The organism is Paenibacillus sp. BAC0078 (genome assembly GCF_054483875.1).
The window spans coordinates 48834-71022 of record NZ_JBTLRW010000003.1 but is presented as its reverse complement, the minus strand read 5'-3'; the positions used below and the strand labels follow the sequence as shown (position 1 = coordinate 71022).

16 protein-coding genes and 2 pseudogenes are annotated in these 22189 nt (G+C 49.9%); 13 read left to right on the top strand and 5 right to left on the bottom strand.

Annotated elements, in window-relative coordinates; genetic code table 11:
* The first annotated feature begins 14 nt into the window (after positions 1-14).
* The 5 genes from ACX1DY_RS07030 (at position 15) to ACX1DY_RS07010 (ending at position 7472) form a co-directional block, all read left to right on the top strand.
* Positions 15-1823, top strand: coding sequence for a sensor histidine kinase (locus ACX1DY_RS07030; RefSeq protein WP_458963486.1), 1809 nt, complete (start codon positions 15-17; stop codon positions 1821-1823).
* The gene (locus tag ACX1DY_RS07025; RefSeq protein WP_458963485.1) at positions 1816-3333 is read left to right on the top strand and encodes a response regulator transcription factor; all 1518 of its coding nucleotides are present in this window, start codon (positions 1816-1818) and stop codon (positions 3331-3333) included. Before ACX1DY_RS07030 ends, ACX1DY_RS07025 begins: the two co-directional genes overlap by 8 nt.
* Before the next feature lie 97 nt (positions 3334-3430).
* Positions 3431-4450: an endo-1,4-beta-xylanase gene (locus tag ACX1DY_RS07020; protein WP_458963908.1), complete on the top strand. Its 1020-nt coding sequence runs from the start codon at positions 3431-3433 to the stop codon at positions 4448-4450.
* A 45-nt stretch (positions 4451-4495) separates the two neighbouring features.
* Positions 4496-5932: a glycoside hydrolase family 43 protein gene (locus ACX1DY_RS07015; RefSeq protein WP_458963484.1), complete on the top strand. Its 1437-nt coding sequence runs from the start codon at positions 4496-4498 to the stop codon at positions 5930-5932.
* A gap of 19 nt (positions 5933-5951) precedes the next feature.
* Positions 5952-7472 (top strand): glycoside hydrolase family 43 protein, encoded by a 1521-nt coding sequence (locus ACX1DY_RS07010; protein WP_458963483.1) that lies wholly within the window; start codon positions 5952-5954, stop codon positions 7470-7472.
* Positions 7473-7501: 29 nt separating this feature from the next.
* On the opposite strand, the gene ACX1DY_RS07005 is transcribed toward ACX1DY_RS07010, so the two are convergent.
* Positions 7502-8380 carry an AraC family transcriptional regulator gene (locus ACX1DY_RS07005; protein ID WP_458963482.1) on the bottom strand — a complete coding sequence of 293 codons (879 nt, stop codon included), beginning with the start codon at positions 8378-8380 and terminating at the stop codon, positions 7502-7504.
* 128 nt (positions 8381-8508) lie between these two features.
* Here ACX1DY_RS07005 and ACX1DY_RS07000 point away from each other — a divergent pair, with 128 nt between their 5' ends.
* A complete protein-coding gene (locus tag ACX1DY_RS07000; protein WP_458963481.1) occupies positions 8509-10485 on the top strand; it encodes a glycoside hydrolase family 31 protein in 1977 nt (658 codons plus the stop codon).
* A gap of 24 nt (positions 10486-10509) precedes the next feature.
* On the opposite strand, the gene ACX1DY_RS06995 is transcribed toward ACX1DY_RS07000, so the two are convergent.
* The gene (locus ACX1DY_RS06995) at positions 10510-11298 is read right to left on the bottom strand and encodes a helix-turn-helix transcriptional regulator (RefSeq protein ID WP_458963480.1); all 789 of its coding nucleotides are present in this window, start codon (positions 11296-11298) and stop codon (positions 10510-10512) included.
* Between the two features lie 183 nt (positions 11299-11481).
* On the opposite strand from ACX1DY_RS06995, the gene ACX1DY_RS06990 reads away from it, so the two are divergent.
* From ACX1DY_RS06990 to ACX1DY_RS06970, 5 genes and pseudogenes are all read left to right on the top strand, one after another.
* Positions 11482-13296 (top strand): family 43 glycosylhydrolase, encoded by a 1815-nt coding sequence (locus ACX1DY_RS06990; protein WP_458963479.1) that lies wholly within the window; start codon positions 11482-11484, stop codon positions 13294-13296.
* Between the two features lie 107 nt (positions 13297-13403).
* Positions 13404-14114, top strand: coding sequence for a response regulator (locus ACX1DY_RS06985; RefSeq protein ID WP_458963478.1), 711 nt, complete (start codon positions 13404-13406; stop codon positions 14112-14114).
* A gap of 61 nt (positions 14115-14175) precedes the next feature.
* A pseudogene (locus ACX1DY_RS06980) lies at positions 14176-14295 on the top strand (carbohydrate ABC transporter permease); the annotation flags it as partial.
* A gap of 232 nt (positions 14296-14527) precedes the next feature.
* A complete protein-coding gene (locus tag ACX1DY_RS06975; RefSeq protein WP_458963477.1) occupies positions 14528-16060 on the top strand; it encodes a carboxylesterase/lipase family protein in 1533 nt (510 codons plus the stop codon).
* A gap of 17 nt (positions 16061-16077) precedes the next feature.
* Positions 16078-16860 carry an alpha/beta hydrolase gene (locus ACX1DY_RS06970; RefSeq protein WP_458963476.1) on the top strand — a complete coding sequence of 261 codons (783 nt, stop codon included), beginning with the start codon at positions 16078-16080 and terminating at the stop codon, positions 16858-16860.
* A 107-nt stretch (positions 16861-16967) separates the two neighbouring features.
* On the opposite strand, the gene ACX1DY_RS06965 is transcribed toward ACX1DY_RS06970, so the two are convergent.
* Genes ACX1DY_RS06965 through ACX1DY_RS06955 form a run of 3 tightly spaced genes read right to left on the bottom strand, consistent with a single transcriptional unit; the run spans position 16968 to position 20622 of the window.
* Entirely contained in the window at positions 16968-18740 is a 1773-nt protein-coding gene (locus ACX1DY_RS06965) for a type 2 periplasmic-binding domain-containing protein (protein WP_458963475.1), read from the bottom strand.
* A 41-nt stretch (positions 18741-18781) separates the two neighbouring features.
* Positions 18782-19711 (bottom strand): carbohydrate ABC transporter permease, encoded by a 930-nt coding sequence (locus ACX1DY_RS06960; protein ID WP_458963474.1) that lies wholly within the window; start codon positions 19709-19711, stop codon positions 18782-18784.
* A complete protein-coding gene (locus ACX1DY_RS06955; protein WP_458963473.1) occupies positions 19708-20622 on the bottom strand; it encodes an ABC transporter permease subunit in 915 nt (304 codons plus the stop codon). Before ACX1DY_RS06955 ends, ACX1DY_RS06960 begins: the two co-directional genes overlap by 4 nt.
* Positions 20623-21092: 470 nt before the next feature.
* Between ACX1DY_RS06955 and ACX1DY_RS06950 the strand changes: the two are divergent.
* Both ACX1DY_RS06950 and ACX1DY_RS06945 read left to right on the top strand, forming a co-directional pair.
* A pseudogene (locus ACX1DY_RS06950) lies at positions 21093-21810 on the top strand (glycoside hydrolase family 27 protein); the annotation flags it as partial.
* Positions 21787-22170: a hypothetical protein gene (locus ACX1DY_RS06945; protein ID WP_458963907.1), complete on the top strand. Its 384-nt coding sequence runs from the start codon at positions 21787-21789 to the stop codon at positions 22168-22170. The pseudogene ACX1DY_RS06950 and the gene ACX1DY_RS06945, both read left to right, overlap by 24 nt.
* The last annotated feature ends 19 nt before the right edge of the window (positions 22171-22189 follow it).

Here is a 22189-nt window from a genome sequence, read left to right as displayed (position 1 = left end):
AGGAGGGGAGCGGCATGAAGGGTACACGCAAACCATCTGCCATCGTCAATGATATCCCGCTCAAATTCAAATTTTTGTTTATCTATCTGCTGTGCGTGCTTGTCCCTATACTCAGCATTAACGCTCTCTTCTATGTTCAGATCAGCCGTAATGTGGATGCACGTGAAAGAGGGAATCTTGAGATTTCTGTAGATCGGGTGGTCTACGATCTCATGCAAATCGTGAATGAATGTGTGGCGATAAGCAATACGGTTGCTGCAGACCGTACCTATAATGAAATCATGGATTATGCGTATCCCGATAACGAGGCGTATTATGATGCCTACAACAATGTTCTGAGAGATAAGCTGAGGCAATACAGCAATCTGCATTCCTATATTTACTGGATGGGTGTGTATACTACGAATCCGACGATCCAGAGCGGGGGCAGTTACTTTGTATTGTCAGACAGCGACAAGAAGAGTGAATGGTACCGCAAAATTTCCAGTGGCACGGATAAGGTACTGTTAACTTCATATCAGGGAACCAACCCGCTCAATCCGCCTCAGCAGGAGGTGTTTGTCAGTCTTATCCGCAAATTGGATAACTTTACAGGACAGCCCTACCATAAATATCTGCGAATTGATCTGCGGCTCAACAATGTGCAGGAGCTGTTCCAGAAAGAGCGCGACTATTTGCGGTTCAAGCTTCTGGATGAGCAGAACCGCATTGTGCTGGAATCGGATCATTCCTATCTCTCACTGGATAAAAACGTCTTGTTAAACGTTGATACGGATGATAGCCAGCCGTCCAAGCAAATCGTCCGTACGTTGGGGAATGCAGGATATACGGAGGGCTGGAGGCTGATCGGAACTCCGGAGGGCAGGGAGATCAATCATGAAATGAGCCGCGCGCTTCGGGTTTCACTGATTTTTGCCCTTATGACGATAATTATCCCTACTGTATTGATGATTGTGATCATACAATCTTATAATCTGAGGGTCAGAGTGCTCTACAAACATATGAAGCTTGTCAAATATGAACAGTTCGAGAGCATTGATATGTATGAGGGGAAGGATGAGATCGGCGGTTTGATCCGCAGCTTCAATCTGATGACAGAGAAAATTCGCAATTTGATCAATGATGTGTATAAGCTGGAAATTCAGAAAAAGGACCTGGAGCTTGAGCGGGTGCGAGCCGAATTGAACTATCTGGAAAGTCAGGTGGACCCGCATTTCCTCTTTAATACGTTGAACGCCATATTGGTCATTTGCAAGAAATACAAGTATGAAGAGGTCACCGATGTAATCCGCAATCTGGCCCTTATCCTGCGCAGGCTGCTGAGCTGGAAGGACGATTTGATTACTGTCGAGGAAGAAGTATCTTTTATTGAAATGTATCTGCAGATTGAAAAATTCCGCTTTCAGAGCCGGTTCAATTACGACATTGATATCGACCCCGCCGTACTGAATTGCCGGATTCCGAAAATGAGCATCCAGGCATTGGTGGAGAATTCCTGCAAGCATGGTCTACAGTCGGTCAAAGGTGCAAGGAAGATTCACGTGTCTGCTTTCATGAATGACGCAGTTCTAATAATTGCTGTGACTGACAACGGTAAGGGAATCGAGAAGGAGAAGCTGGAATGGATCAAGTCTCACCTGCAATCGGAGCAAGATTCCGGTAATAATATCGGGCTGCGGAATGTCTATAGGCGCCTGATGATGTATTACGACGGCAGAGCCGGGTTTACCATTGAGAGCACCGAGTATGAACGGACGTCCATCACAATTCAAATCCCCATAGATCTGACAATGGCTCCACAATTGGAGGATTCACATGTATAAAGTGGTTTTGGCTGACGATGAAACGATTGCATTAGAGGGATTAAGAACGTTGACCGATTGGGAGGAGCTGGGCTTTGAAATCTGCGGAGCATGCGAGAACGGGGAAGAGGCGTTAAGCACGGTTGCTGAGTGTTCGCCGGACCTTGTAATTACAGATATCCGCATGCCCGGCATTGATGGCCTTGAGCTAATCAAGCGCGTACGCCAGTTGGATTTGAAGCAGCCCATCTTCATTGTTCTCAGCGGTTACGGCGAGTTCGAATACGCACGGACAGCACTCCGTTATGGTGTGAGACACTATTTGCTGAAGCCTGCCGTTGAAGCGGAATGGGAGAAGGCGCTTGCTGCTGTTACGGACGAGCTGGAAACACGGATCAAGATGAACATGCAGCAGAACATGCTGGCGGACCGGCTTCTTCCCGTTGCGATCGCCCGTATGCTTGAAGGGCAGTGGGCGGAGCCGGAAGAGGAGATTGCCGAACAAATGGATCGTCTGGACGAGGCGGTGTCGGGGTGGACATATCTGCATGTGAATGGCCCCAAAAGCAATATCACCGGAATCTGCCGGGAGGTCGCCGGCTCGGTGGGCGCCTTATTCATTGATTTACCCGGCGATCAGGCGGGGCTTGTCGTGGAGAGCTCAGCACGAACGGCGGAGCTGGCTAACCGGGTATATGCCGCTTTGTCCAAGAATAGTTTGAAAGGGTCTGTGAGTATAGGTCCGAGTGTACAGTCTCTTCGGGAGCTGCCCGTCTCCTATGTGGTGGCGGCTGGGGCCGCTGCTCGTCACTTGTTCTATTCGGAGGGGGGCGGGCCCATTGATACCGCGACGGATGCCCGGAGCGAGCTTAGTTATAATCTTCCTTCCGCAGGTCTGATAGAGGAGCTGATGAGTGCAGTAGAAAGATTGCAAGACCAGAAAGCTAGTGAGAAATTAAAGGAAATGTTCAGGAGGTTCAGACAGGATAGGACTGCCCCTGAGGTTGTTCGGATGACCAGTATTGATATCATGCTGAAAAGTATAGAGCTGGTGCAGGAGTTCGGAGGGACGGCTGAGCAGTGGGGCGAATCTTTTGAATTTTTTAAAACGGAGCCAAGGTCGCTCGCAGCGCTGGAAGACACTCTCCAGATAGTGTTGAATTCCTGCATGGAGTATATTAGGCAGCATAAGGGCCGCAGCTCTGAGCATCCGCTTATACGGGTGGAGTATTTTTTGAAGGATAATTATTCGAGGCCGTTGACGGTAAAAGAGATTGCGGAGCACTTCTATATCAATCCGGTATATCTGGGCCAGGCTTTCATCAAGAAGCATGGAATCAGCATTCTTGAGCATATTCATAATTTGCGTATAGAAGCAGCCAAAAGGCGGCTGATCGAAACAAACGACACCGTTCGGAGCATTGCGGATCATGTGGGTTATTTGCATTACCACCATTTTTTAAAAGAGTTCGAGAAACGGACTGCGCTGAAACCTGTCGCTTACCGCAACCGGGCTCGATCTGAAGGATGATGGGTATACTTCTTTAATCTGGTAATGGAAAACGCATACAAAAGCGATATCATAGACTTGAACTGTCTGAATTATTCTAATTAGGAGGCTTTAGATGATGACTCAGGCAAGCAGCGGGTTACCCGCATTGCATGAAGTGTTCCGGGATGCCTTCAAAATTGGCGCAGCGGTTAGTATGGATGTTGTATCTGCTCAAGCTTCTTTCATTGCCAAGCATTTCAACAGCATTACCGCCGAAAATGTAATGAAGCCGGAAGAAGTCCAGCCGCAAGAAGGAATCTATACCTTTGATTCTGCCGATAGCATCTTTGCGTTCGCAGAAGCCCATAACATTGCAGTCCGGGGCCATACGCTTCTCTGGCACAATCAGACGGGGGACTGGATGTTCCGCAATACGGCGGACGAGCCTTGCACCAGAGAGCAGCTGCTCGGCCGTCTGGAAACCCACATTAACACTGTCATGGGAAGATACCGGGGAAAGGCCTATGCCTGGGATGTGGTCAATGAAGCCATTGAGGATAAATCCGATCAATACCTGCGGGATACCAAGTGGCTGGAAATCATCGGGGAGGATTATATCCAGCAGGCATTTGAAATGGCTCATCGGGCCGACCCGGACGCCTTGCTGTTCTACAACGACTATAACGAGACCGACCCTGTCAAGCGCGACAAAATCTACAAGCTGGTCCGCAGCCTGCTCGATCAGAATACGCCGATTCACGGCATAGGCATGCAGGCCCACTGGAATATCTATGGTCCGTCCATTGACGAAATCCGCAGTGCGCTTGAGCTGTACGCTTCTCTTGGCGTCAGAATCCACATTACCGAGCTGGACCTCTCGATGTTCCGGTTTGAGGATAAGCGAACGGATTTGAAAGCGCCAACACAAGAGATGCTGAAGCTGCAAGAGGAACGTTATGCCGAGATTTTTGCCCTGTTGCTGGAATACAGAGGGGCCATTGATTCTGTTACCTTCTGGGGAGTGGCCGATGACTACACCTGGCTGGACGGGTTCCCGGTGCGCGGACGCAAAAACTGGCCGTTTCTGTTTGACGAGCACAGGCAGCCCAAAGCTTCGTTTGGACGGCTTGTCACGCTGGCAGCTTCGAAATTATAACATTCACTGAAATTTGAAATGCATAACAATAATGGAGGGAATCAAATGACAAATCAACTGAATCAGGCCGTTGGAAAGGTCCCGGCAAGCGGCAATCCGCTGGTTGCACACAGATACGGAGCTGATCCTTATGCACTGGTATTCGGGGACAGGGTCTATCTGTACATGACCAATGATGCGCTGGAATACGACGGGAACGGCACGGTGAAGGAGAATACCTACAGCAGCATCAATAAGATTGCGGTAATTTCCTCGGGTGATCTGGTCAACTGGACCGATCACGGCGAGATCGCGGTGGCCGGACCGGAAGGGGCGGCCAAGTGGGCTACCCAATCATGGGCGCCTGCGGCAGTCCATAAAGTGATCGGCGGCAAGGACAGGTTCTTCCTGTACTTCGCCAATAATGCCAGCGGCATCGGCGTTCTGTCGAGTGACAGTCCGGTGGGGCCATGGATCGACCCCATCGGGGAGGCGCTGATTCTGCGCTCTACTCCAGGGGTCGAGGATGTAACCTGGCTGTTCGACCCGGCGGTTCTGGTTGATGACGACGGCAAAGGCTATATTTATTTCGGCGGCGGAGTCCCGGAAGGACAGTTCGCCGAGCCTGGTACAGCACGGGTCATGATGCTGGGGGATGATATGACCAGCGTGGTTGGTACTGCTGAGGTTATTCCAGCCCCCTTCATGTTCGAGGATGCCGGGATACATAAGCGCAGCGGCGTATACTACTACACCTACTGCTCGAACTTCTATGACGGGGAACGTCCCGAAGGCAGTCCTCCTGCGGGAGAGATCGCGTATATGACGAGCGACAAGCCAATGGGTCCCTGGACATATCATGAGACGATTCTGAAGAATCCGGGACATTTCTTCGGAGTATCCGGCAACAACCATCATGCGATTTTCCAATTTCATGACGAATGGTACATCGCTTATCATGCACAGACCTTGTCCAAGGCACAGGGCATTGCGAACGGCTATCGTTCGACGCATCTGAACCGCCTCTCCCATAATGAGGATGGCACCATCCAGAATATTGAAGCCGACTACAAGGGCGTGCAGCAGATCAAATCCTTGAACCCATATGAACGCGTACAGGCGGCGACGATGGGGTGGAGTGCGGGGGTAACGACGGAATTCAAGGCAGCCAGCGGAGAATGGATTGTAACGGATATTGACAATGGCGACTGGATCGGGTTATCCGGGGTAGACTTCGGAAGCCAGGGAGCGGAAGCGTTCAGCGCTTCGGTTATGGGCCTTGAAGGCGGCGGAACCCTTGAACTGCATCTGGATGAGCCGGATGGTGCATTGGTTGGCAAGCTGTCTGTACCTGCGGCAGATGGGCCGGAGGAATGGGTGGAGCTGAAGACGGAGGTCAAGGGAGCGGAAGGAGTCCATCACCTGTATCTGGTGTTTGCGGGGAAGAGCGGGACCGGTCTCTTCAAGCTGGAAGACTGGCAATTTACAGAGCGGCAGGGCTAATTCCAAGGAGGGCAATATATTGAATAACGCCATCATTACCAATCCTATTATGTGGGCAGATGTCCCGGATGTTGACGTTATCCGGGTTGGGCCTGTGTTCTATATGGTCAGCACCAGCATGCATTCCATGCCGGGCTGTCCGATCATGAAATCGGTCAATCTGAACGATTGGGAAATTGTTAATTATGTATATGATACCTTTGAGGATAACGAGGCCCACCGGCTGCTGGACGGCAAAGGCATTTACGGCAAAGGCTCCTGGGCGGCCTCCCTCCGATACAAGGACGGTTTCTACTACGTCATCTTCTCATCCAATGACATGGATCAGTTCTATATCTACCGGACAGAGGATATTGAGCATGGAACATGGGAGCGTTCAGTCATTCCGGGGCTTCATCATGATCCGGGGCTGCTGCTGGATGACGATAACCGCAACTATGTGATCTACGGGAATGGCGATATCCGAATCAAGGAGCTGACGGAGGATCTAACGAAGGTGAAGCCTGGCGGAACCGACCAGCTGCTGCTTGAAGGCGAACGGGAAGAGATCGGGCTGCGGATCGAAGGCTGTCATGCGTATAAGCTGAATGGCTATTACTATTTATTCTTTATTGAATGGCCGAGAACCGGCAATCAGCGCAGACGCCAGCTATGCTACCGTTCACGCGAGCTTCTGGGTCCCTATGAGCGGAGGGTTATTCTGGATGATGCTCTGGGCTATCATAATAACGGTGTCGCACAAGGCGGCATTGTTGATACTCCGGGGGGCGATTGGTACGCGGTGCTGTTCCAGGATCATGATGCTGTCGGGCGGATTCCCTGCGTGCTTCCCGTAAGCTGGGAGAACGATTGGCCGGTCATCGGGGAGAACGGCACGGTGCCTCAGGTCTTTGCGACGAAGCTTCCTGCCGAAGGCCGGAAGCCGCTGGTCATTAGCGATGAGTTCGACTATGCGAGTAATCGGCTGGCGCTGAACTGGCAGTGGAACCATAATCCCGACAACGGGCTATGGTCTGTCACGGAGCGGCCGGGGCATTTGCGGCTGCGCACCGGGCAAGCGGCGGACAGCATCCTGCAGGCGCGCAACACGCTAACGCAGCGAACGGAAGGTCCAGCCTGCAGCGCGGAGACGGTGCTGGACCTCTCCGGCATGCAGCCCGGAGACCGGGCGGGTATGGTGGCGCTGCAAAACGAATTTGGCACTGTTGGGATCGCCGCCGGGGAGCAAGGCCAGTTCAGCGTGGTCATGTGTGTCAATGACGGCGATGGCTGCGAGGAGACAGTGGAGAGTGTAGAGTTCACCGGTGACCGGGCTTATTTTAGAATTGATTTCAATTTTGAGAATAGTCTGGATCAGGCCAATTTCTTTTACTCGGTGGACGGAAACGATTGGAAGACGATTGGCCGGACGCTGCACATGAAATACACGCTGGATCATTTTATGGGGTACCGGATTGGCCTGTTCAATTATGCGACCAAGCTGTCCGGCGGCTATGCCGATTTCGATTATTTCCATTATCATAGGCAGAATCAGGCGTAAGCCTTCGGATCTCTGCAGATCAGCTTCGGTCAGGAAAAATGGGTAACGTAATCGCTCGGAGTCATGGCGGTGATTCGTTTGAATATTCTTCCGAAATACGTCAGGTTGGAAAAGCCGACCCTATAGGCAACCTCCTGGATGGAATGCCGGCGAAGCTGCAGCAGTCTGCAGGCTTCATGTACCCGGAGCATATTCACATATTCGATCAAGGTTTTCCCTGTGTTTTTTTTGAATAAATGACAGAAGTAATTGGGTGTGACACAGCATATCCGGGCAGCCTCCTCCACCGTCAGCGGTTGATGAAAATGGTTGCTGAGATGAATCAGTACGGGCTGAATTCCCGTCTCCCGGCGTTCTGCCTTTGAGCTCGCCGGTCTGAATTCTGCTACCGGATAGGCAAGGCCCAGGGAAGAGAACAGGTCGCCTTTGATGCATAGTTCATAGCCGAAGCTTTTGTGCTGATAACTGTGAACTATGCGTTCAAGGCAATCCCGGATTGGCTTGGTAACCGGTCCATCAGCGCAATAGAATTCGGGCAGCCGGATTTCACCGGACAGCAGCGGCCGGATGTGCTGAATTTCAGTATGATCCCTCATTCCGTTCAGCAGTGCTTCGTTAAAGACGATTGCATACAGCTCACTGCCATCCTCTGTCGGATAGGCTGCATGAATCTGGGGCTGGCCGACAAAAGCAAGCTCCCCCTCCACCAGCTCTCTCGAATTTGGGCCGACCTGGACCCGGAAGCTGCCCTTGGTAATGAGAATCCATTCGAGATGGTCATGCCAATGGGGCGGAATTATGGAGCGGTCAGGAAAGCAGATATGAAATACATTGATCGGAAATAAATCCTCTGGCATTTCTGTATGCTCTTTTTTCCACAAATCAGGCTGGTCCTCGCAAGCTCCCATCTTCTTAACTCCTCCAATAAAACGTAATATCGTATGATAGATGCGTATTTTTATGTATAGTATAGCGGTTCTGCACTCTTTATAATTTGGTTGCATCCTTATTATAGAACTGTTGGAGGTATCACGCTATGTTTCGTGAAGAGAATGGCAGACTGATTAGAGAGTATGACCATGAGAGAGTCTGGATCGAGCCTTGGGGAGAGCATTCGCTGCGTATCCGCGCTTCCTATTCGGCAATTACCGATGAGGATTGGGCGCTTTTGCCTGCACCGCAGACCCCATGTGAAATCACCATCACCAAGGAAAGTGCGAAGATCGTAAATGGGAATATCCGGGCGGAAATCACGGACAAGGGGCAGATTTTCTTTTATAACCAGCATGGCAAGCTGTTGCTTAACGAAACGGAGGATACCTATCAATTAAAATATGGCGGAAGAGAGCTCCGGGCCATTCCCGGCGGCAGCGATTTTTCCGTGAAGCTCCGGCTGGAAGCGGACCCTTCCGAGAAGCTGTATGGCATGGGGCAGTACCAGCATCAATTTCTGAATTTGAAAGGCTGCTCCCTGGAGCTGACCCACCGCAACAGCCAGATCAGTGTTCCGTTTGTGCTGTCCAGTGCCGGTTACGGCTTTCTGTGGCATAATCCGGCAATCGGGCAGGCGCATTTCAGCCTGAATGTTACGGAATGGACGGCCCCTTCAGCCAAGCAACTGGACTACTGGATCACAGCCGGTGATACCCCTGCCGAAATTGAGGAAGCCTATGCCAAGGCTACCGGGACGGTGCCGATGATGCCGGACTATGGCATGGGCTTCTGGCAATGCAAGCTTCGCTACCGTACCCAGGAGGAATTGCTAGAGGTGGCCAGAGAGTATAAACGCCGGAATCTGCCTATTGATGTCATCGTCATTGATTTCTTCCACTGGACGAATCAGGGGGACTGGAGATTTGACCCCGACTACTGGCCTGACCCTGAGGCTATGGTGCAGGAGCTGAAGAAAATGGGCATCGAGCTGATGGTCTCTATATGGCCGACTGTGCAGACGGAGAGCGAAAACTATCAGGAGATGCTGGAAAAGGGATATTTGCTCCGCTCTGATCGCGGTGTACGCACACAGTTCCAGTTTCTTGGACAAAATGCTATTTTTGATGCAACCAACCCCGAAGCCCGTCAGTTTCTATGGGGACTGATTAAACAGAACTATTATGACAAAGGCATCCGGGTATTCTGGCTCGATGAGGCGGAGCCTGAGCTAAGCGTCTACGACCATGATATTTACCGTTATCATATCGGCTCCAGCAAGCAAATCGGAAATATCTATCCGGTGAAGTTCAGCCAGACCTTTTACGATGGAATGTCCGCCGAGGGACAATCGGGCATCATCAATCTGGTGCGTTCCGCCTGGGCGGGAAGCCAGCGCTACGGCGCTCTGGTATGGTCTGGAGATATCCACTCCAGCTTCAAGGTCCTGGGCATTCAGGTGAGGGCCGGCCTGAATATGGCCATGGCGGGAATTCCTTGGTGGACAACGGATATCGGCGGCTTTCACGGCGGCAATCCGGGAGACCCTTCGTTCCGTGAGCTGATGGTGCGCTGGTTCCAATACGGCGCCTTCTCTCCGGTGTTCCGGCTCCACGGGGATCGTCAGCCTTTTGTTAAGCCTGCCGGAACGAAGGGAGGAGGCGTTTGTGGAAGCGGCTCGGATAATGAGGTCTGGAGCTACGGGGAAGAGGCATATGCTATATTCAAGGAATTCATGCAGATCAGAGAGCGTCTGAAGCCCTATATTTCCGGGCTGATGAAGGCGGCCCATGAGAAGGGAACACCGCCCATGCGTCCTTTATTCTATGATTTCCCCCAGGACCCGGAAGCCTGGGAGGTGGACGACCAGTATATGTTCGGTCCCGAGCTTCTGGTCGCCCCGGTGCTGTTCGAGGGTGAAAGACAGCGCAAGGTATATTTACCGTCCGGGTCACAGTGGACCCATGTCTATACCCGTGAAAAATATGCAGGCGGCCAAGTCATTGTGTCGGATGCGCCACTACAGCAGATTCCTCTGTTCTTGCGCGATGATGCGGCGCTGCCAGTCCTTGGTGAAAGCTGAACCTGAAGAGGCGCTCTCAAGTTATTAATCTGCCGGGGTTCTCGGTTCTTTGGAGGCAAGCTTATCACGGTAGGCCCGGGGGGAATAGCCGGTAAGCTGCCGAAACTGCCGGCAGAAATGCTCCACATTCGCATAGCCGCAGAGCGCTGCGATTTCGGCAATTTTGTACGGGCCAAAGCCAAGCTTTTCTTTGGCCAGCCGAATCCGGCAATGAATGACGTCCTCCATGCAGGAAATACCGAAGGTTGATTTATATATGGTCTGCAGATAACCTGCGCTTATGTGCAGATACTCGGCCATGGATGAAACAGTCCAAGGATGACCCGGGTTATTGTACAGAGTCTTGCGCAAGTCCAGAAGATTGTAATATTGCGGAATCAGCTTGTCTTGGGACGCTTCGAACAGCTTGTTAAAGATGATTCTGAACAGGTAGTCGATGGAAAGCTCCCGATAGTCATTCTGAAAAGTATTCTCCAGGGTCAACAATTGAAACAACTGATGGCAATAGCCGGGGTCCGGCAGCGAGAATGGAACACCAAAAGGCAAAGCATTTTCTGTAATATAGGATTCGTCCGCATCGAACCGGACCCAATCGTTAACGTATTTATTGGAACAAGCGCGGTAATAGATGGTGTGCTTAGGCGGATAGAGAACAACAGAGTGTGCGGGATACTCCTTCAAGTCTCCGTTAACTTCAAACAACGCCGCAGTTTGTGTGAGCACCAGAAGCCAGGCATCCAGTCCTTCGGGTATGCTGTACACAAAATCGCTTGGATGAGCAGCATCATATTCTACGTAGCGAATTGTGGGCATGGGCTCCTCCTTTCTTCGGATACATCAACTAATGGACAGGAAATATCATTGTTTGGAATTCAGTAGCTCTCTATAATTTATACTGTAAATAAAGGGTATTTGGGAAGATTTCTGGATTCTATCATTGATTTATGAGTTTCTGGTTATTAGGAATCATCAATATGAAGGAGGGTCATTTGTTTCATGATACCACAACCAAACGAAGAGCGGAATTATATCCTTTGCTATACCCGGCTGCCGCAGGAGGACATGGTATATGCTCCGAAGCTGGCGTACAGCATGCATCTGGCTTACAGCAAGGACGGGCTTTTTTTTCAGGAATTGAACCATAATTCAGGGGTTTTATTCGCCAAGGCGACAGTGAATGAGGATGGTTCACTCCAGGCCAAAAGCTTGAAGAACCCGTACTTGTTCCACACAGCCGAGGGGAATTTCGGAGTGATCGCTGTTCGTACGGAGGCAGAGGGGGAAGCCGATGCACAGAGCAAGGGAAAGGTGCTGCTGTTCTCTTCCGCTGATTTGCTGCAATACAACGAAATTGGACTGCTGGATCTTAAGGCAGATACCTTTGTAAGCGATGTCTCCTGTGAGTACGATGCTGACCGGAAGGGCTACCTGATCCGCTGGAACGATGAGCTGGGGAACGGTTATCAGAATTTTATTACTGATATTATGAGCTTGAAGGATATCTCGGCACCGGAATCGGCCCAGCCTCCTGCCCTGGATACAGTGCTTGCTGATATTGAAGGGATACTGCCGCGCAACTTCATCCCGGTACAGAAGGAAATATTCCACAGGCTCTATTGTAAGCTTACAGTTCCGACTAACATTGCGATTGAAGTCCCGGACCGCGTGGCAGCGGCATCGGAAGAGGATTTGACAGCCATCCGGGCTACCGCTCTGTACAGCGACGGCACCCAATCAGTGAAAAGGGTGAATTGGAATACGGACGAGATCAATTGGAACAAGGCGGGAACCTACAGAATTTCCGGTGAAGTCCATCAGGAGCATTACCCGTTTCCGATGGCGCTGCACCGGGCGGACCCTTGTATTGCAAAATGGAAAGGAAAATATTATTTCATTGCCACCAACGATGCAGACCAGAATCACACGTTATATATGCGGGAAGCCGATACGATCCCCGGACTGGTAAATGCCGAGGAAGTATTGATCCTGGATTCGAATACTTATGAGCAGATTGGCGGGCTATTGTGGGCACCGGAATTTCATATCATTGAGGAGGAGCTGTATATTTTTCATGCAGCAACACCGGGTGAATTTCTGTATGAAGAGTCGCATGTCATGAAGCTAAGGGCAGGTGGTAATCCGGTATGTGCTGCCGATTGGTCGATGCCCATGCGTGTAGTGAAGAAAGACGGTTCGTATCTGTGTGAAGCAGGCAAGACCATTTCTCTCGATATGACCATCATTCAATGGAACGGAGAGTATTACGCCGCATGGTCGGAGCGCGAGTTCCTGCCTGTCGATCTTGGTGCCTGGATTTATATCGCGACAATCGACCCGCAGGAGCCGTGGAGACTGACGAGTGATCCGGTGCTGCTGACCAAGCCCGATTATGGCTGGGCTAATAATCACACCTTTGTGGATGAAGGTCCATTCGCCCTTTATTCGGGTGACAAATTATTCTTGACCTTTGCCAGCGCGGCGGTGGATGCAACCTATGTCGTGGGTCTTCTGACAGCCGAGAAGGGCGCGGATTTGCTGGATATCAGCAGTTGGACCAAAGGGAATTATCCGCTGCTGACCTCCAGAAGTGTGCCGGGGGAATATGGGCCGGGCCACAACTCCTATGTGACGGACGAGGATGGGGTCATTTGGAACGCCTACCACGCAAGACCGGGAATTGACGGACCGAGAAGCTCCGGCTTGCGCCGCGTGCATTTTGACATTGATGGTGTTCCGGTTCTGGATTTGACAGAGGATAAGGATCTGAACCAGGAGCTGAAAAAAGTATTCATTGAAGTGACCGTAGGTTAAACCGCAGATTAGCTTAATCGAATCTTCAATCATAGAAATAGCAGTTGGAACCCTTGACCGTTCACATAGGCCGGGGGTTCCTTTGTTAGGATGAAAGGGAGTGAATCATGATGTACGGAATCATTATTGTCGATGATGAATTGTTTGTCCGTAAGGGATTAATTGAAATGATTGATTGGGAGAGCAGCGGCTTTCAGGTTATAGATGAGGCGGACAATGGAGAAGACGCGCTGGACTTAATTCGGAAGAAGAGGCCGCATCTGGTTATTACTGATATCCGCATGCCGAGTCTGGACGGAATCGGGCTGATTCAAGCCGTAACGGAGGAGCAGCTTGACACTGGATTTATCATCATCAGCGGCTACAATGATTTTCGTTACGCGCAGCAGGCGGTTCGGTATGGCGTACTCGATTATGTGCTTAAGCCGATTAATGAGAACGAGATTTTGAAAGCGCTTCATAAATTTCGTGACAAGTTTTCTGTGCAGAAGCAGCTAAAGGACCGGCTCAGTATTCATGAGGGAGAGCAGCTGGTCGAAGCCCTCATCCGTGGTGAACCCAAGAACGGCCTTCTTGAAGTATGGGAAAAGCAATGGGCGGGGGCCAAGGCGTTTACTTATGTGCTGCTGGAAGTCAATAATGTGTTCCCCTGGGGAGACCGGCCCATGCCTGTCAAGGCAGACCTGAAAGAAGGGATTCAGCAAGCCATTCAGCTGCTTTGTGCTGAGACTCCGATTGTGTACGAGCACCCCCGGGCATTCGGCTTTATCGTGCCTGATCTCTATTTAAAGGAGCATGATGGAGATATCCGCAGCTAATACGACCACCGGCACAACCAGCCTGGACGGCATGATTCAGGGGGCAACGGGAGGACAGCAGAACGCGGTAACGCCTATGTCAGTCCGTGCTACAATGACGATTGTGGCCTCGGTGCCGATCATTATGGTCTATCCGTTCCTGCAAAAATATTTTGTCAAAGGCATGATGGTAGCGGGGTAAAAGGGTAAGCGGCGCTCGGCGTTTGAGCAGAGCGTGTCTTCCCTTACCTGGAGCCTGCGTATAAAGAGGACCGTCTGCACTCCGTACAGGGCAACCGGTCCTTTTGTATGTAGGCAGAAGTATCTTTTATGGTTATTTTTTGGCTGTGAGCTGAAAAAATAAAGAGGATTTTGGACTTTGTTTATCGAATAAACAAAGAGGTAAGCGCTTATATCCTGAAAGGAGCAAAGCTATGTTAAGAGAAGTAAGTGTGGAAAATGGTGTTGTCCAAGGACTGCCTGCGGCTGATCCGCGCATTACCAGCTTCAAGGGAATTCCGTTTGCGGCCCCGCCTGTGGGGGAGAACCGCTGGCGTGCTCCCCAGCCTGCGCATAACTGGGAAGGGAAATTGAAAGCGTTTGAATTTGCCCCCATTTCGATGCAGGCTCCGATCGTCATAGATGAGAATAATGTGTATTCCCGTGAATGGGCGGTTGATCCCGATCTTCCGATGGATGAGGACTGCCTGTACCTGAATGTCTGGACACCGGCCGTCAGAACCGATGAGAAGCTTCCCGTTTTTGTATGGTATTTTGGCGGAGGACTTCAGGTCGGCTATACGTCCGAAATGGAATTTGACGGTGAACGTATTGCCCGCCGGGGGATTGTCGTAGTGACCGTGAATTACCGTCTGAATGCGTTTGGCTTTTTGTGCCATCCCGAGATTACTGCCGAGTCTCCCGGGGCTCCCGCAAATTTCGGGCATCTGGATCAGCAGGCGGGAACGCAGTGGGTGAAACGCAATATCGCTGCTTTTGGCGGAGATCCTGATCGAATCACCATCGGGGGACAATCGGCCGGCGGCGGGAGTGTGCTGAGCCAGCTGACCTCGCCGCAGAATGAAGGGCTGTTTCAGCGGGCTGTGATTATGAGCGGGGTCTTTACTCCGCTGTACCCGAACAACCCGATGCCTCCGATGGACCATACACTTAGTGAGGCTGAAGAGCAGGGAGCAGATTTTTTTGAATTTATGGGAGTATCGACCCTTGAAGAGGCCCGGAAGCTGGGTGCAGTCTATATCCGCGATAAAATGCTGGAGTACGGCAAATTCTGGGGGACGGCTATAGATGATCACTATTGTCCGGGCAACCCGTACAACCTTTTTCTGAAGGGGCAGCACCATAAGGTGCCGGTCATGCTGGGAAATACCTCCTCCGAATTTTTCGGAGTTCCTGTCACCGGCAGTGTGGACGAATTCAGAGCCTTGGCTGTGGAAATGTTCGGCGGGGAAGCGGAAGAGTACCTTAAGCTATGCGCTGCCGATTCAGGGAAGCTGGAGGAAATGCTTCAGAAGGCTACCGTGAGCAATGTTGAATATGCGGTCCGCGTTGCGGTCAAGGCCAATAGCGATTCCGGCAGCGGTGTCCCGATGTATTATTACACTTTTGATGCCGAAATTCCGGGCTGGGATCATCCGGGAACCTTCCATTCGGTAGATCTGTGGTTTCACTTCGAGACGCTGGCCAAATGCTGGCGGCCTTTTGTAGGCAAGCATTATGATCTTGCCCGCCAGATGTGCAATTATCTTGCCTATTTCATTGGCACAGGCGATCCGAACGGCAAGGATTCCACTGGTGAGGAGCTGCCTCTCTGGAAGCCGTGTACGCCGGAAGCGCCTTACAGCATGGTATTTGCGGACAAGGCAGAATTTGTGAAGGAGCCTCCGGGTGAGCTGATGCAATTTCTGGTCGAGCAGCATTTCAAGCGGCAATCCATTCATAGCTAAGAGAGGAATGAACTTCAATGAACGAGAGCAATCCGAATTATACGATACAAACGGCCGGATATGACACGGAGCGGGAAGGCATTGAGCGGGGGGAGATCCGTACAATAGAATATCCCTCTGCAGCTGTAGGCAGCACCCGTAAGGCCATGGTATATACGCCGCCCGGCTATTCCGCCGGACAGAAATACAGCGTCTTGTATCTGCTGCACGGGATTGGCGGAGATGAGGAGGAATGGTACAATCACGGCAAGCCCCAGATTATCCTGGACAATCTGTATGCCGATCACATGCTGAAGCCCATGATCGTCGTTCTTCCGAACGGCCGGGCAATGCCAAATGACCGGGCGGAAGGAGATATTTTTGCTCCCGACAAGCTACAGGCCTTCGAGACCTTCGAATCGGATTTGCTCCATGATCTTATTCCTTATATCGAAGCGAACTATTCGGTCCTGACGGATCGGATGCACCGCGCCATTGCCGGATTATCCATGGGCGGAGGGCAATCCCTGAATATCGGTCTGAACAATCTGGACCGGTTCGCCTGGGTTGGGGCGTTCTCCCCGGCTCCCAATACGAAGCTGCCCGAGCTGCTGGTGCCGGAACCGCAGAAGGCAGCAGAGCTGCTCAGCCTGCTCTGGCTATCCTGCGGTGATCTGGACAATCTCAAGAATGTCAGTGACCGGACGCATGCCTATTTATCGCAGCATTCCGTGCCGCATATCTGGGTAGAAGAGCACGGTGATCATGATTGGCCGGTCTGGAAGAACGGCTTGTACCAGTTCTCCAAGCTCATATTTTAGCTGATCGCCCGCAGGTACCCGCTGCTTGCAGCCATATACGACAAAAAGGGGACGTTCCCGGCAGCCATATCATATCTGCCTGAGAACGTCCCTTAGCTTGCAATGTTTTATTTATTCGCGACCGCATCGGCACGCATTTTAATGATTTTTTGTGCTCTTTCCGTATCCGTGGCAAGGACATCATTCCAGCCGAGACCGACGACATCGGTCTTCAGCTTGGTCCAGAGCTGATCGAATTCGGCTTGATCCTTGGCAAAGATCATTTTCCAGGAGGTATTCTTAACATAGTCCGAGATCTGGCTTCGTTTATTCTTGATGTCTGACGAATCCGAGCCGAGACTTGTATTGATGTTCGGCACAATATCTATCATATTGTTCTTCTGATAGTACTCTGTAGGAGTGGTTGCATTATAAGCCTTCTGCCATTCCGTAGTCAGAATAGTCTTGTTCGCCTCAATGGTTGAGCTCCAGTAAGTGCTGTTGTAGAATTCTTTCGTTTCCGGATCGACTACGAAATCGCTCATAATCATAGTGTTGAGCTTGCTCTGACCGTCCTGATATCCTCCGCCTCCGTATTGCTCAGGAACAGGAGTATTCTCCTGGAAAGCGGTTTGCCCTACTTCAGTCAGCTTGAACTTGCCGTCTGCCGTTTTCTCGTAATTGAAGCCTTCAAATCCATTGGTGTAGTAGCGCAGACCTTCAGGTGAGGCCAGCCAATCCATAAATTCAATGATTCTGTCAGGATTCTTCGCTTTCGAGCCGACAGCAAATACTCTGCCGTTGCCGAAGTAGGCATCACTGTTCTGGATAATATGGGTATCGGCAATCGGAATGGCAACATTGCCGTCGCCTTTATTCCCTCTTTCAATGGTATTGTAGAAGCCCCTTTGCCATGAATACCATAAGAGCAGAACCTGTTTGTTCGTAAGCTTCTCAGAGACTTTATTCCAATCCTGAGATGGCGAGTCGGGGTCAACCAGCCCCATCTTATTGGCGTCATAATAGAACTTGAGGATTTTCTTGTACATGCTGTTGTCGTCAATGAGCGGAACGACATCGCCTTTTGCATTCATTTGAATTGTCGAGGTTCCGGTAGGCTGCTCATAGCCGTACCAGTTGCTTAACCAACGAACATTCTCCATGCTTCCGTTGTCCCAATCCTTCCACAGCGTAATTGGGACGATTGGTTTTCCGTCCGGCGTCTTGGGATATTTCGCCTGCATCTGCTTCAGTGCGTTCATCAGATCAGTAAGATTGTTCAGCTTGGGAGCGCCGATCCCCTTGTAATAATCCCAAGGCATAATTGGACTGGAGTAAGGGATTTCTTCCGAGAAGGTTGTCGGGGAAGTGTCCGATACAAAAGTCGGCAGCGCATAAATTTTACCTTCAGGATTTGTAGCTTCGAATGCAGCATTGAAGGGCTTGAAGTGATTGTCAACATATTTGGAGAGGTACTCGGTATTCTTGATCTTATCCGTGATATCCATAATAAGTCCTGCCGGAATTAATTCCTCCAGCTGGCTGTTGTCGATAATCAGGAGGTCTCCCAGATCTCCCGATGCCGACCGCGTCTTGTATAACTGATCACCGGCAACCTGCGGAGACAGAATATTTAATGTGATATTGAATTTATCCTTAATCAGCTTTCCATACCACCCGGTCTGCTCTCCCTGGTAATTCGCCGCATTGTCGAACACGGTAATGGTCAGGGGCTGACTGTGATCAATCCCTGCACCTGAATTGGATGACCCGGTTGCTGTACCCGCGTTGCCTGTATTGCCCGAATTGCTGCTGCATCCGCTGAGTGCCGCCGTTCCCAGAAGGATAGAGATGCCAAGCAACAGCATCGAATTTTTGGCCAGCTTGCTGTGTTTCTTCATTTACAGCCCCCCAAATGATTAATTTATCATAATAGTGCAAATTAACCTTTGACTGCACCAATTATAATTCCTTTTACAAAAAACCTTTGGAAAATCGGATACACCAGCAAAATAGGCGCGACAACGATAATCGTAACTGTCATACGAATGGACGTGGTGGTTTGCTTGGTGGCCAGACTTGCCATGGCTGTTGATCCGGCATTTTGCAGATTGACCATGGTGGATAAGGAGCTGGCCTGATTGATGTAGTTATATAGAATAAACTGCAAACTGTATAATTTGCTGTCAGTCACCAGCAGCAGTGTATCCTGAAAGGAATTCCACTGGTTGACTGCCGAGAATATGGCGACTGTTGCGAGTATCGGTTTGCTGATAGGCAAGATAACCTTGTAAAAGATGGTGATCGTGCCGGCACCGTCAATGCTTGCTGCCTGCTGCAGCTCCTTCGGCGTGGATTCCACAAACGTCTTCACAAGAATGATGAAAAACGGGGCTACGATGGATGGCAGGATGTATGCCAGGAAATTGTTGGTCAGATGCAGGGATCTCATGGTCAGGTACCAGGGGATAATTCCGGCGCTGAAAAACATCGTAATAATGGTGAACCGATACCAGAATTTTTTCCCCCACATATCCTCCTGAGCAAACATGAATCCCAAAAAGGCAGAGGCCCCAACCGTCAAAAGGGTTCCGATTACCGTTCTCCCCAATGAGATGACAAATGCATTCCACAGTCCCGGTATTTTAAATACATCAATGTAGTTCTGGAAATGGATTTGCTTCGGCAAAAATACAATTTCACCTTTGGCGCTGAGGTCATTTGCGCTTATGGTATTGATAATGATCGAGTAGAACGGATAGATGCAAATAAAGGCAAAGAGAGAAAACACGATATAGTTCGCAACAGAAATCAGTTTGTCGGTTGCACTGACCTGCATTTTAATTTTTTTGGAGAATTGGTTGTCGCTCATACGATGCCCTCTCCCCTTAACATTTTGGACAGCCCGTTTACAGAAAAGAGAAGCACAACACTGATCAGGCTTTTCAGCATACTGATAGCAACGGAAACGGAATAGCTGCCGCCTCCCATGGCCAGATTGTATACATATAAATCCAGTACCTGTATGGTGTCTTTGTTAAATGCATTCTGAAAAACGAAATATTGCTCCAATCCATTATTAAGGAAGCTGGCAATTTGGAGCATCAAGAGAACAAAATAGGTTGGCAGCATGCTTGGCAGAACCACATTCCGAATCACCTGCATTCTTGTCGCACCATCCACATAAGCCGCTTCATACAGGGATTCATCAATTCCCATAATCGCCGCGATATACAGAATGGCCGACCAGCCCAATGTTTTCCATGTAGCCCATAACCACATCGTAATCCAGACATGGTCCGAGTTTTGCAGGAAGAGTACAGGCGAATCAATAAGTCCCATTTGGCTCAAAAAGCCGTTGACCGCACCTTCACTGGAGAACATGGAGAATGCCAGGGAGTATACCAATACCCAACTGATAAAGTTTGGCAGCGTGGTTACGGTTTGTATAAATTTGCGGAAACGCACGGCCTTGATCTCCGTCAGGAAGATGGCAAAAAACATGGGAAGCCAGGAGAAAAGGATACTCAGTCCGCTGATACCAAACGTGTTTTTGATGACCTGCAGCAGTTGATCCACTTTGACCTGGTTTTCGACCAAGGAATGAAACCATTTGAAGCCGACAAACGGCGCCTGTGACAGGGGAATCGGCGGCATATAGTCAAAGAAGGCATACACCCACCCATAGAGCGGGTAGTATGCAAAGACAGCAAGTAAAACCATGAAGGGCGAAATATAAAGAAATTTTTTGAAAGAAATACTTCTCATGCTGTGACTACGCATCGTTTCACTCCCCTTTAAATTGTTGAAGCTGTTGATTGATAGCGCTTACATATCTATGCAACTATAATAAATTATCGTTTTCATTCAAACAATGACCGATCCTCACCAGTTATTGATCTATTATTAGATGAAACCATAATGAAATAACAGTTATAATTCAATTTTTCAATTATTTAATATTAATTTAAAATATTAACTTAATTTTAAAAGTCAGCAGGGGCAGATTGACAGAGAGTTTAGCTTCAAAGACGGGGTGAAGGCCAGTAAGCAGATTGAGGATGAACAAATCGGCATTGCTCGGCAAGGAGCAGTGGCAGCGACTGATTTCTTCTGGAGAAAAGCAACAAATGTCTATGTGAAAGCAACGTCAAGCTATAGCCTGGTGGAGCTGTGTATGATTAAATACATAAAGAATATACCAGCTGTTCCAGCACCTAATCTGCAGCTCACTGAAAGGATGAATCATTGTTATGAATAAGCAGCAACTCGGCTTGACCCCGCCTATGGGCTGGAATTCATGGAACACCTTTACCTGGGACATTAATGAGCAGCTTATCCGGGAAGCCGCCGATACCATTGTCTCAGAGGGGTACAAGGATGCAGGATATGAGTATATTGTTATTGATGACTGCTGGAGCTTGAAGGAAAGGGACGGGGATGGCAGGTTAGTCGCTGATCCAATCAAATTTCCGAACGGAATATCCGGGGAGCTTCGAGCATGAATTTCAGGATGCGGAATCACTGGCGGAATGGGGCGTCGATTTTTTAAAGTATGATTACTGCTTTAAGCCCAGACATATGTCGGGGGAGCTGCTGTACAAACGAATGAGCCTGGCGCTTAAAAACTGCGGAAGAGACATTCTGTTCTCAGCATGTAATTGGGGCGAGGACAATGTATATCATTGGATTCGTGAATCAGGAGCGCATATGTACCGGTCCACAGGGGATATTCAGGATAGCTGGGAGTCCATCAAGAATTTAACTTTATCGCAACTGGATAAGGCGTGCTACACAGGAGCCTATTGCCATAATGATATGGATATGCTGGTGGTCGGTATGTACGGAGGCAGCAACAGTGATTTTATTGGAAGTCAGATCGGCGGTTGCAGTGATGTGGAGTACAAGACCCATTTTTCCTTATGGAGCATGCTGGGATCTCCGCTGATGATTGGCAGCGACATCCGCAAAGCCAACCAGGAAACCAAGGATATTCTGCTGAACCGGGACCTGATCGCCATTAATCAGGATGTGGAAGGCCGCGGTGCTTACCGCATCAAGCCGGAGCCGCAGTGGTTCCATACGGATGATGTCTTTATGCTGGTAAAAGTGTTAACGGGCGGCGATCTTGCAATCGGCTTCTTCAATCTAAGTGATGGTCAAAGGGAAATGTCGTTGCAATTCTGGGATATGGGAATACCTTATGCTTCAGGTAAATCACTGTCCTTGTATGACTGCTGGGAGCATAGAGAAATCGGCGCTTATAAAGAAAGATACGCTCCTGTAGTTCCAGCCCATGATTGCCTGATTGTGCGGGCTAAACTGGTCTAAAGAATAGCATGAACATGAA

What these genes read in the sequence shown, in the direction of transcription:
- ACX1DY_RS06990 (WP_458963479.1), top strand. Translation starts at nt 11,482, where the DNA reads ATGATACCACAACCAAACGAAGAGCGGAATTATATCCTTTGCTATACC.
- ACX1DY_RS06985 (WP_458963478.1), top strand. Translation starts at nt 13,404, where the DNA reads ATGATGTACGGAATCATTATTGTCGATGATGAATTGTTTGTCCGTAAG.
- ACX1DY_RS07000 (WP_458963481.1), top strand. Translation starts at nt 8,509, where the DNA reads ATGTTTCGTGAAGAGAATGGCAGACTGATTAGAGAGTATGACCATGAG.
- ACX1DY_RS06960 (WP_458963474.1), bottom strand. Translation starts at nt 19,711, where the DNA reads ATGAGCGACAACCAATTCTCCAAAAAAATTAAAATGCAGGTCAGTGCA.
- ACX1DY_RS06970 (WP_458963476.1), top strand. Translation starts at nt 16,078, where the DNA reads ATGAACGAGAGCAATCCGAATTATACGATACAAACGGCCGGATATGAC.
- ACX1DY_RS07005 (WP_458963482.1), bottom strand. Translation starts at nt 8,380, where the DNA reads ATGGGAGCTTGCGAGGACCAGCCTGATTTGTGGAAAAAAGAGCATACA.
- ACX1DY_RS07030 (WP_458963486.1), top strand. Translation starts at nt 15, where the DNA reads ATGAAGGGTACACGCAAACCATCTGCCATCGTCAATGATATCCCGCTC.
- ACX1DY_RS06955 (WP_458963473.1), bottom strand. Translation starts at nt 20,622, where the DNA reads ATGCGTAGTCACAGCATGAGAAGTATTTCTTTCAAAAAATTTCTTTAT.
- ACX1DY_RS06945 (WP_458963907.1), top strand. Translation starts at nt 21,787, where the DNA reads ATGATTGGCAGCGACATCCGCAAAGCCAACCAGGAAACCAAGGATATT.
- ACX1DY_RS07025 (WP_458963485.1), top strand. Translation starts at nt 1,816, where the DNA reads ATGTATAAAGTGGTTTTGGCTGACGATGAAACGATTGCATTAGAGGGA.
- ACX1DY_RS07020 (WP_458963908.1), top strand. Translation starts at nt 3,431, where the DNA reads ATGACTCAGGCAAGCAGCGGGTTACCCGCATTGCATGAAGTGTTCCGG.
- ACX1DY_RS06995 (WP_458963480.1), bottom strand. Translation starts at nt 11,298, where the DNA reads ATGCCCACAATTCGCTACGTAGAATATGATGCTGCTCATCCAAGCGAT.
- ACX1DY_RS06975 (WP_458963477.1), top strand. Translation starts at nt 14,528, where the DNA reads ATGTTAAGAGAAGTAAGTGTGGAAAATGGTGTTGTCCAAGGACTGCCT.
- ACX1DY_RS06965 (WP_458963475.1), bottom strand. Translation starts at nt 18,740, where the DNA reads ATGAAGAAACACAGCAAGCTGGCCAAAAATTCGATGCTGTTGCTTGGC.
- ACX1DY_RS07015 (WP_458963484.1), top strand. Translation starts at nt 4,496, where the DNA reads ATGACAAATCAACTGAATCAGGCCGTTGGAAAGGTCCCGGCAAGCGGC.